This window comes from Helicobacter vulpis (assembly GCF_003660395.1).
GTDB classification, from domain to species: Bacteria; Campylobacterota; Campylobacteria; order Campylobacterales; family Helicobacteraceae; genus Helicobacter; species Helicobacter vulpis.
Genome location: NZ_QXQT01000007.1, coordinates 62,180 through 80,609 on the forward strand (window position 1 = coordinate 62,180; position 18,430 = coordinate 80,609).

At 46.6% G+C, this 18,430-nt stretch carries 18 protein-coding genes and 1 pseudogene; 15 read left to right on the plus strand and 4 right to left on the minus strand.

From position 1 onward, the window contains the following. Positions 1-7: 7 nt before the first annotated feature. From tyrS to EAO38_RS03695, 4 genes are read left to right on the plus strand one after another with little or no spacing between them, the layout of a single operon-like run. Positions 8-1,216 carry a tyrosine--tRNA ligase gene (tyrS, locus tag EAO38_RS03680; protein WP_121021222.1) on the plus strand — a complete coding sequence of 403 codons (1,209 nt, stop codon included), beginning with the start codon at positions 8-10 and terminating at the stop codon, positions 1,214-1,216. 11 nt (positions 1,217-1,227) lie between these two features. Further along, complete coding sequence (locus EAO38_RS03685; protein WP_121021224.1) at positions 1,228-2,319, plus strand: nitronate monooxygenase; 1,092 nt, start codon at positions 1,228-1,230, stop codon at positions 2,317-2,319. 4 nt (positions 2,320-2,323) lie between these two features. Beyond that, a complete protein-coding gene (locus tag EAO38_RS03690) occupies positions 2,324-3,373 on the plus strand; it encodes an N-acetylmuramoyl-L-alanine amidase family protein (RefSeq protein ID WP_121021226.1) in 1,050 nt (349 codons plus the stop codon). Further along, positions 3,373-4,086 (plus strand): hypothetical protein, encoded by a 714-nt coding sequence (locus tag EAO38_RS03695; protein ID WP_121021228.1) that lies wholly within the window; start codon positions 3,373-3,375, stop codon positions 4,084-4,086. Before EAO38_RS03690 ends, EAO38_RS03695 begins: the two co-directional genes overlap by 1 nt. 2 nt (positions 4,087-4,088) lie before the next feature. Here the strand turns inward: EAO38_RS03695 and EAO38_RS03700 are convergent, their stop codons facing one another. The 4 genes and pseudogenes from EAO38_RS03700 to EAO38_RS03715 all read right to left on the minus strand — a co-directional run bounded on the left by EAO38_RS03700 (position 4,089) and on the right by EAO38_RS03715 (position 10,027). After that, on the minus strand, positions 4,089-6,428 hold the full coding sequence (locus EAO38_RS03700) for a ribonucleoside-diphosphate reductase subunit alpha (RefSeq protein WP_205588340.1): 2,340 nt from the start codon (positions 6,426-6,428) through the stop codon (positions 4,089-4,091). 25 nt (positions 6,429-6,453) lie between these two features. Continuing rightward, positions 6,454-8,252 (minus strand): annotated as a pseudogene (gene typA / locus EAO38_RS03705) (translational GTPase TypA). 276 nt (positions 8,253-8,528) lie between these two features. Next, positions 8,529-9,140: a BglII/BstYI family type II restriction endonuclease gene (locus EAO38_RS03710; RefSeq protein ID WP_121021232.1), complete on the minus strand. Its 612-nt coding sequence runs from the start codon at positions 9,138-9,140 to the stop codon at positions 8,529-8,531. After that, positions 9,137-10,027 carry a DNA-methyltransferase gene (locus EAO38_RS03715; protein WP_121021234.1) on the minus strand — a complete coding sequence of 297 codons (891 nt, stop codon included), beginning with the start codon at positions 10,025-10,027 and terminating at the stop codon, positions 9,137-9,139. Before EAO38_RS03715 ends, EAO38_RS03710 begins: the two co-directional genes overlap by 4 nt. A 103-nt stretch (positions 10,028-10,130) precedes the next feature. On the opposite strand from EAO38_RS03715, the gene EAO38_RS03720 reads away from it, so the two are divergent. From EAO38_RS03720 to EAO38_RS03760, 11 genes are all read left to right on the plus strand, one after another. Further along, positions 10,131-11,303 (plus strand): AAA family ATPase, encoded by a 1,173-nt coding sequence (locus tag EAO38_RS03720; RefSeq protein WP_121021236.1) that lies wholly within the window; start codon positions 10,131-10,133, stop codon positions 11,301-11,303. A 9-nt stretch (positions 11,304-11,312) separates the two neighbouring features. After that, positions 11,313-12,827: a hypothetical protein gene (locus EAO38_RS03725; RefSeq protein WP_121021238.1), complete on the plus strand. Its 1,515-nt coding sequence runs from the start codon at positions 11,313-11,315 to the stop codon at positions 12,825-12,827. A 1,458-nt stretch (positions 12,828-14,285) separates the two neighbouring features. Further along, positions 14,286-14,369, plus strand: a complete 84-nt coding sequence (locus tag EAO38_RS09335; RefSeq protein WP_268877815.1) for an FtsK/SpoIIIE domain-containing protein — start codon at positions 14,286-14,288, stop codon at positions 14,367-14,369. Further along, positions 14,344-14,523 carry an FtsK/SpoIIIE domain-containing protein gene (locus tag EAO38_RS09150; RefSeq protein ID WP_268877814.1) on the plus strand — a complete coding sequence of 60 codons (180 nt, stop codon included), beginning with the start codon at positions 14,344-14,346 and terminating at the stop codon, positions 14,521-14,523. The genes EAO38_RS09335 and EAO38_RS09150 overlap by 26 nt, the downstream gene beginning before the upstream one ends. A 6-nt stretch (positions 14,524-14,529) precedes the next feature. Beyond that, positions 14,530-14,769, plus strand: coding sequence for a hypothetical protein (locus EAO38_RS09155; RefSeq protein ID WP_235852503.1), 240 nt, complete (start codon positions 14,530-14,532; stop codon positions 14,767-14,769). Between the two features lie 20 nt (positions 14,770-14,789). Further along, a complete protein-coding gene (locus EAO38_RS09160; protein ID WP_235852504.1) occupies positions 14,790-14,966 on the plus strand; it encodes a hypothetical protein in 177 nt (58 codons plus the stop codon). A gap of 491 nt (positions 14,967-15,457) precedes the next feature. After that, a complete protein-coding gene (locus tag EAO38_RS03740) occupies positions 15,458-16,447 on the plus strand; it encodes an alginate lyase family protein (RefSeq protein WP_121021240.1) in 990 nt (329 codons plus the stop codon). A 97-nt stretch (positions 16,448-16,544) separates the two neighbouring features. Further along, positions 16,545-17,063 carry a polymorphic toxin type 50 domain-containing protein gene (locus tag EAO38_RS09165; protein WP_121021242.1) on the plus strand — a complete coding sequence of 173 codons (519 nt, stop codon included), beginning with the start codon at positions 16,545-16,547 and terminating at the stop codon, positions 17,061-17,063. Continuing rightward, positions 17,063-17,314 (plus strand): hypothetical protein, encoded by a 252-nt coding sequence (locus EAO38_RS03750; RefSeq protein WP_121021244.1) that lies wholly within the window; start codon positions 17,063-17,065, stop codon positions 17,312-17,314. The genes EAO38_RS09165 and EAO38_RS03750 overlap by 1 nt, the downstream gene beginning before the upstream one ends. 325 nt (positions 17,315-17,639) lie before the next feature. Beyond that, positions 17,640-18,197 (plus strand): PBECR3 domain-containing polyvalent protein, encoded by a 558-nt coding sequence (locus EAO38_RS03755; protein ID WP_121021246.1) that lies wholly within the window; start codon positions 17,640-17,642, stop codon positions 18,195-18,197. Positions 18,198-18,208: 11 nt separating this feature from the next. Then, on the plus strand, positions 18,209-18,430 hold a 222-nt coding region (locus EAO38_RS03760), incomplete at its 3' end, for a hypothetical protein (protein WP_162982668.1).

The window sequence follows — 18,430 nt, forward strand, 5'->3', positions numbered from 1 at the left end:
GACGAGGATGCAGGCACAAATGCAACACGCGATGATTCAAATCACCAAGGGCATGGGAGAGTGCATTGGTTTAGACACCTTACAACACCTAGTGGAGCGTTTTTACCACACACAGGAACGCTTTATCATCAAGGCCGGTTTTGACCCCACCGCCCCGGATCTACACTTAGGGCATGCTGTGCTCTTAGAAAAACTGGCCACCTTGCAAAAGCATGGGGGGTTTGTTAAATTTTTGATTGGGGATTTTACCGCACGCATTGGCGATCCCAGTGGGAAGAGCGAAACGCGAAAACCCTTGAGCGAAGAGGAAGTGCAAGAAAACGCCAAGACTTACGCCAAGCAGGTGTTCAAGGTGCTTGATCCCACTCTTACAGAGGTGTGTTTTAACTCCACATGGCTAAATGCTTTGGGGAGTGCGGGGATGCTAACCCTCGCCTCTAAATTTTCAGTCGCGCGCATGCTAGAGCGCGATGATTTTGAAAAACGCTACCAAAATAACCAATCCATTAGCCTTGTAGAATTTCTCTATCCGCTTTTACAGGGTTATGATTCAGTCGCCCTAGCATGCGATTTAGAATTAGGGGGCAATGATCAAAAGTTTAATCTGATGGTGGGGCGGTTTTTACAACGCGCCTATGGGCTGGATAAAGAGCAAAGCGTGCTCACCATGCCCTTATTAGAGGGGTTAGATGGGGTGCAAAAGATGAGCAAGAGTTTGGGCAATTACATCGCCATCACCGAAGAGCCCGCTAGCATGTATGCTAAACTTCTAAGCATTAGCGATACTTTGATGTGGCGCTATTACGAACTCTTGAGTACTAAGACCCCTGATCAGATTGCCCAGTTGCAAGAGGCGGTACGCACTAGCAAAGCACACCCTAAGGCTGTGAAAGAAGAATTAGCCCTAGAGATCACTACGCGTTGGCACTCTGAACAACAAGCCCAAAGTGCTAAGATCGAGTTTGATAAAATCTTTAGCCAAAAACAAGCCCCAAGCCAAATGCCTGAATGGCATTTTGAAAGTGGAGCATGGATTGCTAGCGTGCTCAAAGAGTGTCAGCTTTGCCCTTCTAGCTCACAGGCGCGTAGGGACATTGCCGGGGGCGGGGTGCGCCTCAATCACGAAGTGCTCAAGGACGATCGCTATCAATTCAGCAAAGGGTCTTATATTGTACAAGTGGGGAAAAGAAAATTCGCCTTGGTCCATATCCACTAAAAGGATAGTGCATGATTTCCACACTCAAACCCCTTAAAATCGGCAAACACACCCTCAAATACCCCATTTTTCAAGGGGGCATGGGGGTGGGGATCAGTTGGGACGAATTGGCCGGCAGTGCGGCTAAAGAGGGCATTTTAGGCGTGATCTCAGCAGTGGGCACGGGTTACTATAAGAATATGCGTTTTGTAGAAAAGATTGTCGCCAAAAAGCCCTTTGAGGCGTTGAATTTCTACTCCAAACAAGCCCTACAGGAGATCTTTAAAAACGCGCGCAAGATTTGCGGGGCTAACCCCTTGGGCGCGAATATCTTACACGCTATCAATGAATACGGGCGGGTAGTGCGTGATGCCTGCGAGGCGGGGGCTAACGTGATCATCACCGGGGCCGGTTTGCCCACCAATATGCCCGAATTTACTAAGGACTTCCCCAATGTCGCGCTGGTGCCCATTATCTCTTCAATCAAGGCTTTACACATCATCTGTAAGCGCTGGAGCGCGCGCTACAAACGCGTACCCGATGCGATCATTGTAGAGGGGCCTTTGAGCGGGGGGCATCAGGGCTTTAAATACGAAGATTGCTTCAAAGAGGAGTTTCAATTAGAAAATTTAGTCCCGGGCATTGTAGAAGCCTCTAAAGAATGGGGGCATATCCCCATCATCGCGGCCGGGGGCATTTGGGATCGCAAGGATATAGACACCATGCTCTCTTTAGGGGCTAGTGGGGTGCAGATGGCAACTAGGTTTCTAGGCACAAAAGAATGCGATGCGAAAGTGTATGCCCAAATTTTGCCCTCCTTGAGCAAGGAAGATATTTTACTCATCAAATCCCCCGTGGGTTACCCCGCACGTGCGATCAACACCGGGGTGCTCAAGCGCATCCAAGAGGGCAATGCCCCCAAGATCGCCTGTGTGAGTAATTGTGTCGCGCCCTGCAATCGTGGTGAAGAGGCCAAAAAAGTGGGCTATTGTATCGCCGATGGGCTGGGGCGTAGCTATTTGGGCAATCGCGAAGAAGGGCTTTATTTCACGGGAGCAAATGGGTATCGCATTGAGCGCATTTTAAGCGTGCACGAACTCGTGCAAGAACTCATCAGGGGTTGAATGGGTGCGTTTTATATTCTGTTTGCTCATCGGGATCTATGCCCATGCCTTGAGTATCACCCAAGTGGTGCCCTTTGGCACCAGCAGTGTGCGCATTAGCTTTGATCAACCCCTTGGCAAGCACCACATCAAAAAAACCCATATAGGCAAGTTTGAGAGTGTGCTAGATATTAAGGCGCATTTCAAATTTTCCCCTAAACATTACCGTTTTGACAACCAAACTTCTATTAGCATTGCACATAGCAAGACGGGTTTGACTAAAGTGGTGGTACTGTATCCAGAGGGGAGTTATAAAATTAGGCACACGGGTAATCATCTCTACATCATCATCACAACCGCCTCCTCTGCGCCTAGCCCGACCCAGCCCGCTTTAAAACGCTTTAAAGTGGTTGTAGACGCTGGGCATGGCGGGCATGACTGCGGGGCTAGAGGCGTGAATGGAACTTGTGAAAAGTGGATCGTGTTGGCAGTGGCGCAGTTCTTAGAAGAGGAATTGCAAAAACGCCACTACACCGTATTCATGACGCGCAAGAACGACACCTACATTAACCTCAAAGATCGCACTGAGTTTGCCAACGCCAAAAACGCCGATCTCTTTATCTCCATCCATGCTAACTCCATCCCCAAGAACTCCCCGACAAACCCCCAAGGAGTAGAGACCTACTTTCTCTCTACAGCTAGAAGCGAGCGCGCGCGCAAAGTCGCCGAACAAGAAAACCAAGACGATGTCAAGGTAATGGACTATTTCTCCAAGCTCTCTTTTTTAAATTCGCTCAACTCCCAACGACTCATCACCTCTAATAAGCTTGCCATCGATATCCAATTTGGCATTTTAAGCCAGTTGCGCCATCACTATAAACATGTCGTGGATGGGGGGGTGAGAGAAGGACCTTTTTGGGTGCTCGCAGGCGCGCTCATGCCCTCCGTGCTCATTGAGATCGGCTACAACTCCAACCCCAGCGAATCCAAGCGCATCCAAAACAAGGCTTACCAACAGAGTTTGGCAAAGGGGATTGCCAACGGGATTGATAGTTTCGTAAGCAAGAATTTTTAATGTTTTCTAAAAAAACCAATCCCTATAAGGTCTTTGTAGCTTCTGTGTTCTTTGTGCTGGTTGTGTGCAACGCGCTAGGTTTATTATTTTCGCATTTTAGTCATAATTTTGCCCAACTATTTGCGCTCTTGAACACGCGTTTTTACTCTAGATTGGTACATTATTTTCATGTTGTGGGCACATTGGGTTCACTCTTTTACTTTGTGCGCGCCTCTAGACACAATGTCCTAGCCCCTAAACTTGTCGCGTTAGGCAGTTGTGTAGGGTTTATGTATTTGGCTTTCTTGGATTCGCCGGGCTTTTTTCTTTGGGGGGCTTATGGATTGCTATTTGGCACTCTATGGGGGCTATGGACACACTACGCGCGCATACCCCTTTTATTGAAATTTGCCCCCTCGCTCAATACCTACATTATTTGGCTTTTTGCCTGTGGGTTTCAGACCTATTTATATCCCCAATGTGTGGGGTTAGACTTTGCGCTTTTTATTTTAGGATTTATAGGGCTTATGAGTCTAGTTGCCAAACACAAGGAGTATTTGGGGTTTTACGAATATGCCAATTTGCTTGTTTTATGCGCGAGCTTGGTGGTCTTTATGCTCTGTGCGCCGGTGATTGTGCATCCAGAGAGCGCAAGACGCGCCTTTTTTTGGCTAGGGGTTTTGGCATGGGTAGGGGAGTGGATGCATGAGAGCATGCGCGCCCATTTTGTCTAAGACTATTGGCAATGCTGGCACTCTAAAGAGCGATCTAGCACACATTTATCCTCTAAACTAGGGCTTTGGGTGCGCAAATAATAAGTGGATTTGAGTCCTAATTTCCATGCCAAGTGATAAATTTCATGCAAGAGTTTCCCATGCGCGTTTTCAGGGCGCAAAAAGAGATTCAAGCTCTGCCCTTGATCGATCCAGCGTTGGCGCACAGCCGCTAACTCCACAATCTTTTTAGGGTCGATGTCATAGGCCGAAGTGTAATACTTCCAAGTGTCCAAATTCAAATCGGGCACAACCACGGGGATAAATCCGCTCAAATTCTCCTCTACCCACTTCTTTTGATAGATGGGCTCGATGGTCTGGGTGGTGCCCACCAAAATAGAGATCGAGCTCGTGGGCGCGATCGCCATCAAATAGCCATTGCGCAAGCCATGTTGCTTGACACGCGCTTTTAAACTCTCCCAATCACAACTGGGCTTGGGGAAATCCCCACGGGCATGATCCATAGGGAACACTCCATAACTCCACGCTGAGCCTTCAAACAGACTATAAGCCCCGCGTTCTTGGGCTAAAGTACAACTAGCGTTGATGGCTTCATAGCTGATCTTCTCCATGACATGGTTGATCTTTTCTACATGTTCTGCACTCCCCCATGCCATGTGCGCACAGGCTAACATCTGTGCCTCTCCCATCACTCCCAAGCCTACCGCGCGCCCCTTAAGATTGGTGTACTTAGCCTTAGCAATGGGGTAGAAGTTCAGATCGATAATATTATCCAGCATGCGCATCGCAATGGGCACCACGCGCGCGATGTCGCTATCGCTATGCACCTTGCTCAAATTAATGCTTGCCAAATTGCACACCGCCACATCCCCCCCTAGCGCGCTCTTGCAGGTCATGAAAATCTTCTTGCCCCCCAATGAATCGTTGCTACAGAGTTTGTTAGCCTTCTTGGTAATGCCCTCATCGGTGCAGACTCGATCCTCCTCTTCAAAAAACGCCACGCTTTGATCTTCAAAGCGCACTTCTACGCGGTAATGACTGCTAGCGGTATTTTGATAAATTTCAGTGCATAAATTAGACGAGCGGATGATCCCCGCATGGGCATTAGGATTAGCGCGGTTGGCATTGTCTTTAAAGCCCAAGAAAGGCAATCCGCTCTCAAAGTAATTGGTTAAAATCTTGCGCCAAAGCTCTTTGGCTTTGATTTGCTCTTGGGGGATCTGCGGGTCTGCCTCGTAAGCTAGGTATTTTTGGGTAAAATCTTTGCCATAGCATTGTGTAAGGTCCGCGCACACATAGGGGTCAAACAGCGTCCACATGCCATCTTGTTCAAGGCGCTCCATGAAGAGGTCGCAAATCCAAAGTGCGGGGAAGAGATCATGAGCGCGTCTACGCTCATCCCCGCTATTTTTACGCAGATCGATAAACTCTAGCACATCCTTATGCCAAATCTCTAAATAAACCGCGATCGCCCCCTTGCGCGTGCCCAGCTGATCGACGGCGATCGCGACATCGTTGACAATCTTTAAAAAGGGGATCACCCCCGCGCTCGCACTCTTATGCCCATCAATATAGCTTCCTAAACAGCGCACTTGGCTAAAATCCCAGCCGATCCCCCCTCCATATTTGGACAACAAAGCCATGTCCTTATAACTCTCAAAAATGCCCTCAATATTGTCCGGAGTAGAGCCCACATAACAAGAGCTCAGTTGGTGGTTGGGGGTGCGTGCGTTAGCCAGCGTGGGCGTGGCGCACATCATTTCAAACTTACTCAAGCACTCATAAAACTCTAGGGCGCGCGCGTTGGGTTCGCTCTCATTTTGGGCTAAGAACATCGCAATCGCCATGAACATATGTTGGGGCAATTCAATGGGATGCCCCTGTTGGTCCTTGAGCAAGTAACGATCGTAGAGTGTTTTGATGCCCAAGTAGTTAAATTGCAGATCGCGCGCGGGCACAACCGCGCTATCCAACAAATTGAGATCAAATTTCTCTTTAAAACCGGACACAATGCGCCCGGCCTGCTCGCCTTTTTCTAGATAGCTTTGCAAGCTTGGGTATTGCATATGCCCATTGACGCGGTGGTAAAGGTCGTAGAGAAACAAGCGCGCGGCGACAAAGCTCCAATTGGGCGCATGGGTGTCGATCTTGTCTAAAGCCTTGTGGATTAAAGTTTGCACAATGTCTTGTGTCTTCATCTTATCGGTAAAAAGATGTGCCTCTAATTCCAATTGCGCGCGATCGATCCCTTCTAAGCCTTGGGTGGCGCTTTGGATGTATTTATGGATTTTGCGCGTGTCCAAAGGTTCTATTCTGCCATCGCGCTTGGTAACCATCTTGATTTTCATGTGTGTTCCTAATGGGTGTTTATTTTTTAGCACGGCGGCGCGCAGTCGGGTCTAATACCTTTTTACGGATTCGTAAACTCAAAGGCGTAACCTCTAAAATTTCATCTTCTTCAATCCACTCCAAAGCGCGCTCTAAAACCATGTTCTTGGGAGGGGTGAGTTTGATAGCGTCGTCTGAACCGCTGGCGCGCATATTGGTCAAGTGCTTGGTTTTGATAGGATTGACCTCTAAGTCATTATCCCGGCTGTGCTCTCCAATCACCATGCCCACATAGACTTTTGTTTGGGGGGTAATGAAGAGCGCGCCCCTCTCTTGGATATTGAAGAGAGAAAACGCGCTCGCTTGCCCATTCTCCATGCTCACTAATGCGCCGTTTTTACGCGCCTCTACACTCCCGCTAAAGGGGCGAAACTCTAAGAAAGAATGATTCATCACCCCTTCGCCCTTGGTGTCGCTCAAAAATTCGCCCCGATACCCAATGAGCCCACGCGCAGGGATTTCAAACTCCAAGCGGGTATAACCATCCCCAATGGGATTCATCGCTTTCATCTCCGCCTTGCGCTTGCCCAATCGTTCGATGACCACGCCCCCAAAATCTTGAGGCGCGTCAATCACCAAATGCTCAAAGGGTTCTAAACGCACCCCATTTTCTACTTTGACAATCACTTCAGGGCGCGAAATGCTAAACTCAAAGCCTTCACGGCGCAGATTCTCGGCTAAAATGGTGATTTGCAATTCCCCACGCCCACTGACTTTAAATTTGCCCTCTCCCATCTCTTCGCATTGCATCGCGATATTGGTTTGCATTTCTTTAAGAAGGCGATCTTTGAGCTTGTTGGCTGTAACATGCTTGCCCTCCGTGCCGGCTAAGGGAGAATCATTGATACTAAAATACACGCTCATGGTGGGTTCTTCTAGGTGCATGGGGTCTAGGGGCTGGGGGTTATTGGGGTCCACCACACTATCGCCCACATCTAGCGCATTGAAGCCCGCCACCGCGACAATATCTCCTACGCGCGCCTCTTCAATTTCCATGCGCGCCAAGCCCAAAAAGCCAATCAGCTTGGTGATCTTGCCACTCTCCTTAGAACCATCGCTTTTGACTAATAACACACTCTCCCCCTTGCGCACCCGCCCGTTAAACACGCGTACAATGCCGATTTTGCCCACATAATTATCATAATCCAAAGTGAAAACCTGCATTTGTAGGGGGTCTTCTAGAGTGCCACTGGGCGCGTGTACATGGGATAAAATGGTTTCAAACAGGGGTTCTAGGTTTTTCTTTTCCTCATGCAAGTCCCTAATGGCATAGCCTTCGCGCGCGGCGGCATAGACAACAGGGAAGTCTAATTGCGCATCGCTAGCTCCCATTGCCACGAAGAGATCGAACACTTCATCCACCACCCTATCTGGCTGCGCGGCCGGTTTGTCAATCTTATTGACCACCACGATGGGGCATAATCCAAAACTCAACGCTTTTTTGACAACAAATTTTGTTTGGGGCATCACGCCCTCCTGTGCGTCCACCAGCAATAATACCCCATCAACCATTTTTAACACCCGCTCCACTTCGCCCCCAAAGTCGGCGTGTCCGGGAGTGTCAATGATATTGATCTTAACCCCCTTGTAGTGGATAGCCGTGTTTTTAGAGAGAATGGTGATCCCGCGTTCTCTCTCTAAACATTGCTATCCATCATGCGCTCATCTAATTTATCGCGATCGCTAAAAGTACCAGATTGGGTGAGCAGGCCATCTACCAAAGTGGTTTTTCCATGGTCAACATGCGCAATAACGGCGATGTTTCTAATCTCTTGCATTTGAAAAATCCTTGTTGTTGAAGTGCGGAGTATAACCAAAAATTACTTAAAGGGGTCATGGGCCAAACATTTGAAAGTAAGAGCGCATAGAGGGGTTAAAGGGCTAGTTTCATGCCCTAAAACACCCCACAGATTGCCTAAAGCCAAAAGGTTCTATAACTTGGAGTATTACAAAAGCGGAATGTTGCACCGCTAGCTTAGGTCGCGCGGGTTTGCAAGAGAGTTAGAGGGTATAAGAACCTAAACAAGTTAGAAGATGACGTTGGATACCGACTTTTAAGGCCCAATCCCGATCAAAATCAAAGGCACGGCTGGAGTGTTGCGCCCTTGTCTATAGAGATTATAAACCTCACTTTCATAATAGGCGATCCCGCTAGACATGCACGCGCACATCGCCTTAGCGGGCATGATCTCAATGCCCACATCAATGGCGTTAGCCACATAAAAGGCCATGTGTTTTACAAAGAGATCGTAAGCCACAAAGGCGTATTTGCCAAACTGCACCTCTATGGCGATACGCTCTTTTAAGAAGTCAGTTTGATTGTAGGAATAATAGGCGGTCTGCCCTTGTGCTTCTATAGTATGTTTTTGTAGCTCAGGACTTAAATACATGGTTTCAAAAGCTAAGGACTGATCGGGTGTTAAGTAATAGCTTTGTCTTTTTTCCAGCCAACCCAAAGAATTTAAAGAAATTTGAAACGCTTTATTGAGTTCTACGGGAGAAAATAAACGATCGCCCGCTCTGCCTTTTTCTAAGGAGATTTTACTTTGACATGCATGAGCATTGATGCTAGTGATCACATGGATAATTTCTTGCCACAAATGAGGATGATGTACTTGCAAGAATTCTAGCCCATTTAAGTGGGAATGCACATATGCAATGTTCAATACACGCCTCCTAAGCCACGCCACTCTTCTGGCACACGCGCCACGCTGTCGTTTTTGGGGCTGTAAATTTCTTGACTCATTTCACGCCATTTAAGAGTGCCCTTAAAAAAGTCTAATAGTCTCTCTCTTGCGATCACGCAATACTGCTCTTCTTTTTCAACACATACGCCCTTGCGTCCATTTTTAAGCGCGCTAATGAGGGTTGTGCCCACCCCGCCAAAAGGGTCTAAAATGCGATCCCCTGGATGACTCAGGGCTAAAATAAGACGATCCACTAGTTCTAGGGGGAACTGACATGGATGTATGGTCTTTTCTACATGATTGCTCTTAACATTCACAATATCCCAAACTTGGCATTCCCAATCTCTAAACACAATCTCCCACACATCCGCCGGATTTTTACCTTTTGGATTGCCTGAGAGTTGCCCCCTTTTTGCGCCCTTAAAATGGCGTTTACCCGGGTATTTGGCCGGCACGCGCACGCTATCCAAGTTAAAAATATAAGTGTCACTCTTGCTAAACCAGAGTATGGTTTCATAACGCCCGCTAAATCTAAGCTTAGAATGCAGGCCATGCCCAAATTTCCAGATGATGCGGTTTCTAAGCTTAAAGCCCAAGTCCTTAAACATGGGGTAAAAATAAATATCCAAAGGATAAACTTCTTTATCTTTAACAAAATTGCCTACTTGCCATGCAATGCTCCCATTTTGTTTGAGCACTCTTTTAAGTGCGTTTAAAATGAGTTTAAAGTCGCTCAGATAGTCATTTAGACTTTTGATTTTTTCATAGTCCTTGCCTACATTGTAAGGCGGGGAGGTGATGATGAGATCAAAGCTAGAATCTTCTATTTGGGCTAAAACATCTAAAATAGAGCCATGTAAAATCATAACTACTCCTTGACACACTATCTTACCTGATCCTAACTTAGGGTGTTAGTTAGACTTTTAAGTCAACAGCCGCGACTTTGTGATCCAAGAAAAAGAACAGCGCATGAAAAAGACCAATCTTTTAGAAATGGTGCGCCCCAAAGAGGGCGAGGACTTAGACTACACCGGCGGGCTAGAAAAACTGAAAAACTGGCTACAAGCGCAGGCGCACATCATCGCCAATTTAGACTTAGCCAGCCAAAAGGGCGTGGACATGCCAAAGGGGGTTTTGGTCGTGGGGGTGCCCGGGTGTGGCAAGTCTTTAAGCGCGAAGGCGTGCGCGGGGCTGTTTAAACTGCCCTTAGTGCGCCTAGATGTGGGGCGTTTGTTTGGGAAATTTGTCGGGCAGAGTGAGGAGAATATGCGCGCGGCTTTGCAATTAGCCGAGGCGATCAGCCCCTGTGTGCTGTGGATCGATGAGATTGAAAAAGCCTTTAGCGGGATGGGGGCAAACGAGGGCGCGCATGAAGTGAGTAGGCGGCTATTTGGGCATTTTCTCACATGGATGGAGGAGAAAACCAGCATGGTTTTCATCGTAGCCACAGCCAATGACATCACCCGCTTTCCCCCTGAGTTTTTACGCAAAGGGCGGTTTGATGAGCTCTTTTTTGTGGATTTGCCCGGCGCAAAAGAGAGAGAACAGATTTTAAAAATCCATTTGCAAAAACGCCAGCAAAACCCAGAGCACCTAGACTTAGCAAGCCTTGCTAAAGAGTGCGAGGGCTTTAGTGGGGCGGATTTAGAAAACCTCGTCAAATTAGCGGTGCAAGGGGCGTTTATTGAAAAGCAGAGCCTAACCCCCGACTTGCTAAGAAAGGCTTTACACGCCACCACGCCCATCACCAAAACCATGCACGCCAAAATCCACGCCATTCGGGTGCAAGCCCAAAAATTACACCTAAAAAACGCCGGCGAGGCTGTGGCGCGCGAGGAGGCAATCAGCGAGAGCAAAGATTGCCATTACAGCAGTCAATTACGCGAGAAAATCCGCTTGAATGTGCGCAATAAATTAGTGGGGGCGTTGGTGCGCTTGGATAAGAACGCGGGCAGTGAATACGATGCGGGCGAGCTTAGCGACATTGCCACCATGCTTAATCTCGTGCAATCTATAGATAGCTTTTACCAGTCAGTAGAGAGTCTTGTGGTTTCTCACTCTGGTCTTGACTATAGTTCAAAACAAGATATACCAAAACCATCTATAGCCAAACCTAATAACCTTGACTATGGTAGAAAATAAAGGACTAGCATGCCCCCTATAATTTTTAACCCCACACCCCTACCTAGCCTTTTGCCCACCTTCACCCCCGAGCAAGCTCACGCCTTTAGCGCAATTTTAGGGCGGTTTTTAGAGGCAGAGGCAAAGGGCGGGTTAGCGGGCATTGAGGCGCAATTAGCACAAGAATTGCCCGGATGCGATGCTAAAGAGATTCGAGCAGAGATTGAGGCAGAGGTGAAGATTTACGAGCAAAAGCAAGAATCTTTAGAAAAAGCCCTAGCAAATGGGCGCACTAAGGAGCAATGGCTAGCTAGCGAGTTTCACAAAGCCAGCCAAAACCTAGCCACGCAAGAGGTTATGCCCTACCTAAACAACCTAGACCATGCCCTAAAAGAGGCAAATTACAAAATACAAGAGGCATTACTTACTAATGAGGGGCTCATTAGCCAAAATCCTAATTTAGACGGCTTTATCGCCGAACAACAGCATGCCAATAGCTTTAATCTCAACGCCACCGCCAAAGGTTCGCAATACCGCGCAGAGGTGCTAAAACCCGAGGGGCAATATTCTAAAAATGGCGTGGATCTTGTGATTAAGGACGCAGAGGGCAAGGTAGTTAAGCGTTACCAATCCAAATACACCCAAGACGCGCCAAGCACACAAAAAGCCTTTGAAAAAGGCGACTATCGGGCGCAACAAAAATTAGTCCCCAGCGACCAAAAAGCACAACTCCAAGAGCAGGGCTTAAAAGTTACCGACAGGCTAGAAGCCCCCGATGGCACGACCAGCACCCCCTTAAGCAAGCAAGAGGTCAAAGAGCTGCAGAGCAAAGCCCAACAAGAGGGCAAACTCCCCCAAAACACTTACAACGATTATCAAGCTAGGGATTTGGCTTTAGGGATCGGCAAAGAGGCGGGTAAGGTGGGGCTAATTAGTGCGGGGATTTCTCTAGCGATCGATGGTGTTGCGCTCATGTGCTCTAAAGAAAAACTAGACAAGGGCAAGGCACAAGAGATGGCTAAGAGGGCGATCACCACAGGCGCAGACACAACCGCCAAAACCGCCATGGCTGCTGCCATTAAAGTCGCTGCTGAAAAAGGGATTTTGCCTAAAGTGTGTGGGGCTAAAAATGTCTTTGTGGCGCTAGGCACGCTTGTTATAGACCATGTTAAAGTGTTTTACAAATTAGGCAAGGGGGACTTAACGGGCGAGCAGGCGATCGAACAACTCCATATAAACTCTTTATCCACCCTTGCGGGCGTTGTTAGTGCCGCTGCGGGGGAGTGGGTGTTTATGGCTATCGGCTCAATCTTTGGACTACCGGGTGTGGCTGTGGGCGGACTTGTGGGGGCAACTTTAGGCTATATGGCTGGCTCAAGCGTGGGGCAGAAAATCGCTTCAAGCTCTAAATCCTTTGCCACTAGCGTGGCAAATGGCATAAAATCCTTTGTCAGCTCTGTGGGCAATGCCATTAAATCTGTGGCGAGCTCTGTAGCTAGCGGATTTAAATCTGTTTGCCAAACCGTAGCGGGGTGGTTTAGCTAAAGTTTGATTAAAAGATGCCAGCGGGGATGAAGAGAGTCCCCTGCACAAAAAAGTTATAAAGTTGGGATATATTGGCCGATCCTTTAATCGTTGGATTGTTACAAAAACTTACGCATCAAATTTCAAGCCCTACGGACTTGTTAATATTTGGGTTTTCCTGTGGTGTTTTTTATGTCTTGGTAGTTTTAATTTTTTACCAGGTCAGCTCCATATCCAAGATTTTGCAACTTCTGGTCGTGTTTGTCTTAGGGTAACGAACTCCAAGTAGGCGTGGTGGTTGATCTGCATGTTGCTTTCATCATCTACATGCCCCTCATTTCTATGAATATAATCTGATAGCACTGAAACCCATACTTGTCGTTGAAGTGTTGGGCTAGCTCTTGGATGGTAACTAGTGTCTTTGGGATTGACCACGGTGCTCCATAGGTGGCTCTTCGCACAAAATCTTTATTTTTTGTATTGAAAATAATCTTGCGTTGCCTTTAACACAACTCTATCTTGTAATACTAAAGTTTCTGATTCACCTCTATCCCTCCTCCTGCTTTTAATACCTGCTCTTTAGATAAGTCTATCATTGTGGTTAAGTTGCAAACTAACTATCACTCTTTGAATATCGTTCGCAAGCTCACTATGGTTAATTTACCACTCAAGCGTCGTGGAGCCCAAAATTCTCCTAGTATAGATTGATGAAAGTGTGCCACAAGCATTAAGACATTTTAACCTAATTTAAAATCCTTATGCAGGCTTTATTGATAATCTTTTCTTTTCTTTGTTGTAACACTGCCTTTAAAAAGTCTTTGTGTAACACCGAGGCAATAGTCTTTGTTTTTTGTTGTTAAGAAATTGTAGTATCGTTGAGCTTTTTTATCGTTATCGTCTTTGAGCATGGAGCAAGGGTAGCTACATATCTGAGCCTCTAATTCTTACTTGTCTGTGAGGGCTTGTTACATTTCGCTTTGTGGAGACAAACACGCACCACAATCAAAAATGAGCGCGACGTTATGGCATGTAGCTAAATGCTATTTTTCACAGAGAGAAAATCCACAAACTGCGCTATGTCTCTTTTGACATACTCCCCATAGCTAAAGTTAGAGGCTTTACCACGCGAGTTGGTAAAATCCCGGCAAGTTCTCTTACACCTTAAGCCCAAAGACTTAACAATATGGCAGGTTATAAATTCGCAAGAACAGGCGTTTGTATGCAGTATTTCAAGGTTTTGGAGAGTTTAACTTTGGATGGGAATTTTAGCATCTAGCAGGTGTTGTCTAAGAATATTTTGCACCACCATAGAATTTTGTCCTATTTTAAGGGGCAAGTTGTGAAGTCAGTGGCCATGTTAACGCCTTAAAAAGGAGTTTTGGAGCAAGCAGAGTACCTTTGTTGTAAGCGTACCCATTGGCTGGAACAAGGACCGGTCTTATTTGAGATGGGAGGCGATCATACAAGCAACACACTTTGGTGTACGGGAAAACAGGGAGTGGAAAGTCTAACTCCTTAAATGCATTGATCCAAAATCTTGACTTTTACTATCCCCCCCAATGAATTGCGCTTATTTTTACTGGATTATAAAGAGGGCGTGGAATTTAACGTCTATGCCAACCCACCCTTAGAACATGCCAAGTTGGTGAGTGTGCAAAGCTCTGTGTCCTTGGGGATCGATTTTCTAAAATGGCTTAATAAGGAAATGGTTGAGTGACCAAAGGTGTCTAAAGAGTGCGGGGAAAAAGACTTCAAGGGCTATCGCCATGATGCTAAACAATCCATGCTCAGAATGATCGTGGTGATTGATGAGTTTCAGGTACTCTTTGCAGAAGTGAACAATGAGGCAAATGAACACTTGACAGGACTTCTGCAAGCATTACTCAAAAGGGGGCGTAGTTATGGAATCCACCCCATTTTTCCACCCAAACTATGCGTGGTACTACCATCCCTCCGGCCATGAAAACCCAAATTAGTAACCACATGGCTTTGGCAATGGATGCAGAGGATAGCCTGAATATTTTAGGCAATGAAGCCGCTGGCGATCTCATACTCAAGGAACGCAAGGCTATTTACAGCAATGTGGGTGAGAAGAAAATATCCGCGATGATAACTTACACGATCATCCCCTATGTAGGGCATGCGACCTGTAGAACATGAGATTTACGATGGGGAAACTCCTATTCCCATGCCCACGAGTTTACAAGTACAGGGCGTGGCTTTACAGCTGAGAATCTAGAACCGGGTAGCCTTATTCTCATCGACTCTTTGGATGAAGCAACGGATTTGCATCACAAGCCTAGTTTAGGTATTTGGCAGGTGTTTTTAGAGCTAGCTATGGATAATGACAACACTTGATTGTCTTTGCCAGTGATCTTTAGAATATCGTGGGGAACCACGAACTCAAACCCATGTTGGAGCATTTCCGCTACCGCGCGATCTTTAGGAGCAATCGAGAGAATTTAAACAAAATATTTGGCATTGGGCCCGCGCTACACCCGGTGTACGCGCGTTTTGTGGATAAAGCAACCGACAGGTGGGAGGATTTTAGACTCCCATAGCTTAGAGCAAGAATCCTAGTTCCACACACAAATATATAAAAAATAGCCACATAAGGTATACTCGTTCTAAAGCGCATTGAAAGGAACGCGATGAAAACGATGATCCTCTTGGGGCTATGTTTTTTAAGTGCTTTGCAGGCCACGCAATACTTTTTTAGGGATTTTCACTCCGATGATTTGGAGCGCGCGATCCATTTGCGCAAAAAACTTAAGAAAGAAATCCACACCTGCGCACAACTCAATACACTACCACACTACACCCCAACAGGCGAGAGAAAAGCCGATCCATGTAGCGCAGAGTTTAAGAGATCAGCCACTTTGTCCTACGATCTGGCTCTAGGTTTTCTGACCAGTGGCAAGCAGCCATATGCCCAAAGGGCTAAAGAAATTTTAGAGCAGTGGGCCCAAAGTCTTGAAGTGGTGGGCTCCAAAGAGGCTAAAAATCTGGTCAATTTCTATATGCCCTATATGAACATGGCCTATCTCTTTATCCGTGCCAAATTTCCCAGCCCCATATTTGAGCGATTTTCTCATAACATGTTAGCGTATGCGCGCACCAACAAAGACAATAACATCGGGGCTTGGAGCGTGCTTTTTGAGCTAAGTGGCGCGCTGGTAACCCACGATCGCGATCTGCTTTTGAGGATGGCACAACAATGGCAAAGTTGGATTTTAAACGCCATAGATGAGAATGGCGTGATGGCAAAGGAGATCGTGCGCTCCAACACAGCCAACTACAATGGTGGCCCCACTAAGGGCATTAAAGGCATCGCTTATACACATTTTGCCCTTAAGCCTATCAGCATAGCTGGCCAGCTGCTTGCAGAAAATGGCTTTGATCTGTGGCACACCCACGCCGCACAAAAACTTTTTAAAGCCTATGACACAACCGCTCGGTGGGTGCTCAACCCCAAAAGCTTCCCCTACTACCAACCAAACTTAATTGGCATCCATCACAATGCCTATTTTCTCTTGCTAAACAAATATTTTAAGAGTTTGGCAGGACAAGAAGCGATCAAACAAGATCATTTCAAGCGGGATCGTTTTAGACTAGAATTTAACCATGCCTTGATTTTTTAGCCAAAAAATTAAAAGTACTATCAAAGCCTTTAACCAGAAGGTCAACACCGCGGCACTCAGACACCACCTCAAAGCCGCTTTAAACAAGAGCCACAGCGTGGAGGCCTTTAAAAACCAATTGCACCAGCTAGTCCAGCGCACCGATTTTGACAACGCCACCAAAGCCCTCATCAGAGAGATTGAGGGGGGCTTACCTCCAGATGATGGAGGTAAACGCAGTTTAGAGATTGAAGAATTGGCTAAGAGAAAAGAGGGGGAGAGCGAGGAAGAGTTAAAAGTGAGAATTAAGCAAGCGGTGGTGGATGTATTGCCGTATTTTAGTTTAAGCACAAAACAAGAGCGACACATGTGGGGACAAAAGGGGTATGTTATGGGGCGGGGTTATTATGAACAACCAATAGATATAGGTTTAGTAAAGTCACTCTTTGAAACAGGAGAAGTGCTCTTAACAGAAAAAGGCGATTGGGATAAAAAGATGATCATCACACACCCCGAATTTTATGGCATGTGTGTGCCTCATGGCGACATGAGTAGGGCAATTAAGACTTATAAAAGTAAAGTGCATTTTGGCGATAATAGTTTTCATATTGTACCTTATGCTAATAAAGGAGATTGATGGATATATTTAGCCTTAAAGAATATGTTGGTTGGTTTGTAAAAATTACAAGTCCTGAAGGGAGAACAAGGGAGGGGATTTTTGAGGGCTATGATGGCCCTGCCTACGACCCCGAAGAAGAGGAAGATGTTATTTTACTCCACACTAGGGCTAAGAATGGGGGCTTTCGTGATTATGTGGTGTATAGAGCCCAAGACATCGCGGAGTTCATCCCCATACGAAAGGCGACTAAGGAGGAATACGAAGCGTGAAGTAACGGCACTTTTTATAAGAGCTAGCAGAGCATCTGCAAAAACTTATAGCTTAGAGAGAGCTAGAAGGTTTAGATCCCCTACCTTAAGGGCTGTAGCACACCCATACATCCCAGTAGAGGCAGGCTAGACTCACTAACGCTTTGGAAGATGTGCGAAGTCCTCGCGAACTTTTCCACGACTATTGTAAAGCCCGTGGGGGGAGCGTATAATAAAAACGCTTAATCTCAAATTAAAAGCCAACGCCACCAAAGCTCTCATTAGAGAGATTGAGGGGGGCTTACCCCCAGATGATGGAGGAGGAGGAGGCTTACCTAACCCCCATTTGGGGGATAGTGGGGGTAAAGGGGGTAATGGTGGCAAACCCCCTAGCAGTGAGTCAAGCCCCTTTAGTGGAGGAGGTAAAGATGGAAATGGGGGTCATGGCGATGGTGATGGGGAACTTATTAGCAAAACCACGCCCACACGCAAAGCTAGACCCGAAGAGATTACACAAGAACTCTTAGACAGGGTAAAAGAAACTAACGCCAAAATATGGGTAGGAGACTTAACCAATGTGCAAATCTTGGAGCATTTGGGGTTAGACCCTAACAAAACGCTAAAATTTATCGCGGAGGGGGATGTCCTCAAACATGTAGAAAGCAGACATGGCAAGGATTCTATACACGCCAAAAGAGGGCAACCCTCTATAGAAATTGCAGACATAGCTAACTACCCAAATATGGTTAATGGCGCGGACATCATCCAAATCAAGAAGCACAATAATATTAAGACACTGATAAGCGGAAAGCAGATTAATGGGTATTTTATAGTCGTAGAAACTGTAGGCACAAAGAATGGGCAACTCATCTTAAAAACGATGTATAAAGAGGGGGGAAATTAGAAAATAGCCCCGTGTTTAAAGGTGGCGAGAATATACGACTATCTAAAGATAGCGGGGAGTCCATAGTCGCAACAGATGCGAGCCTCCCCTTAGACGCTATCAGTCGCCACCAAGACAACCCTACCACCCCAGAACTTAAGAGTCAAGCCCAAACCCTCTACACCCAAGCCCAAGAGCAAGAGGGTGGGTTTAGGGGGTTATTGGAGGGTTTGAAAACTACTAGCAACACAATA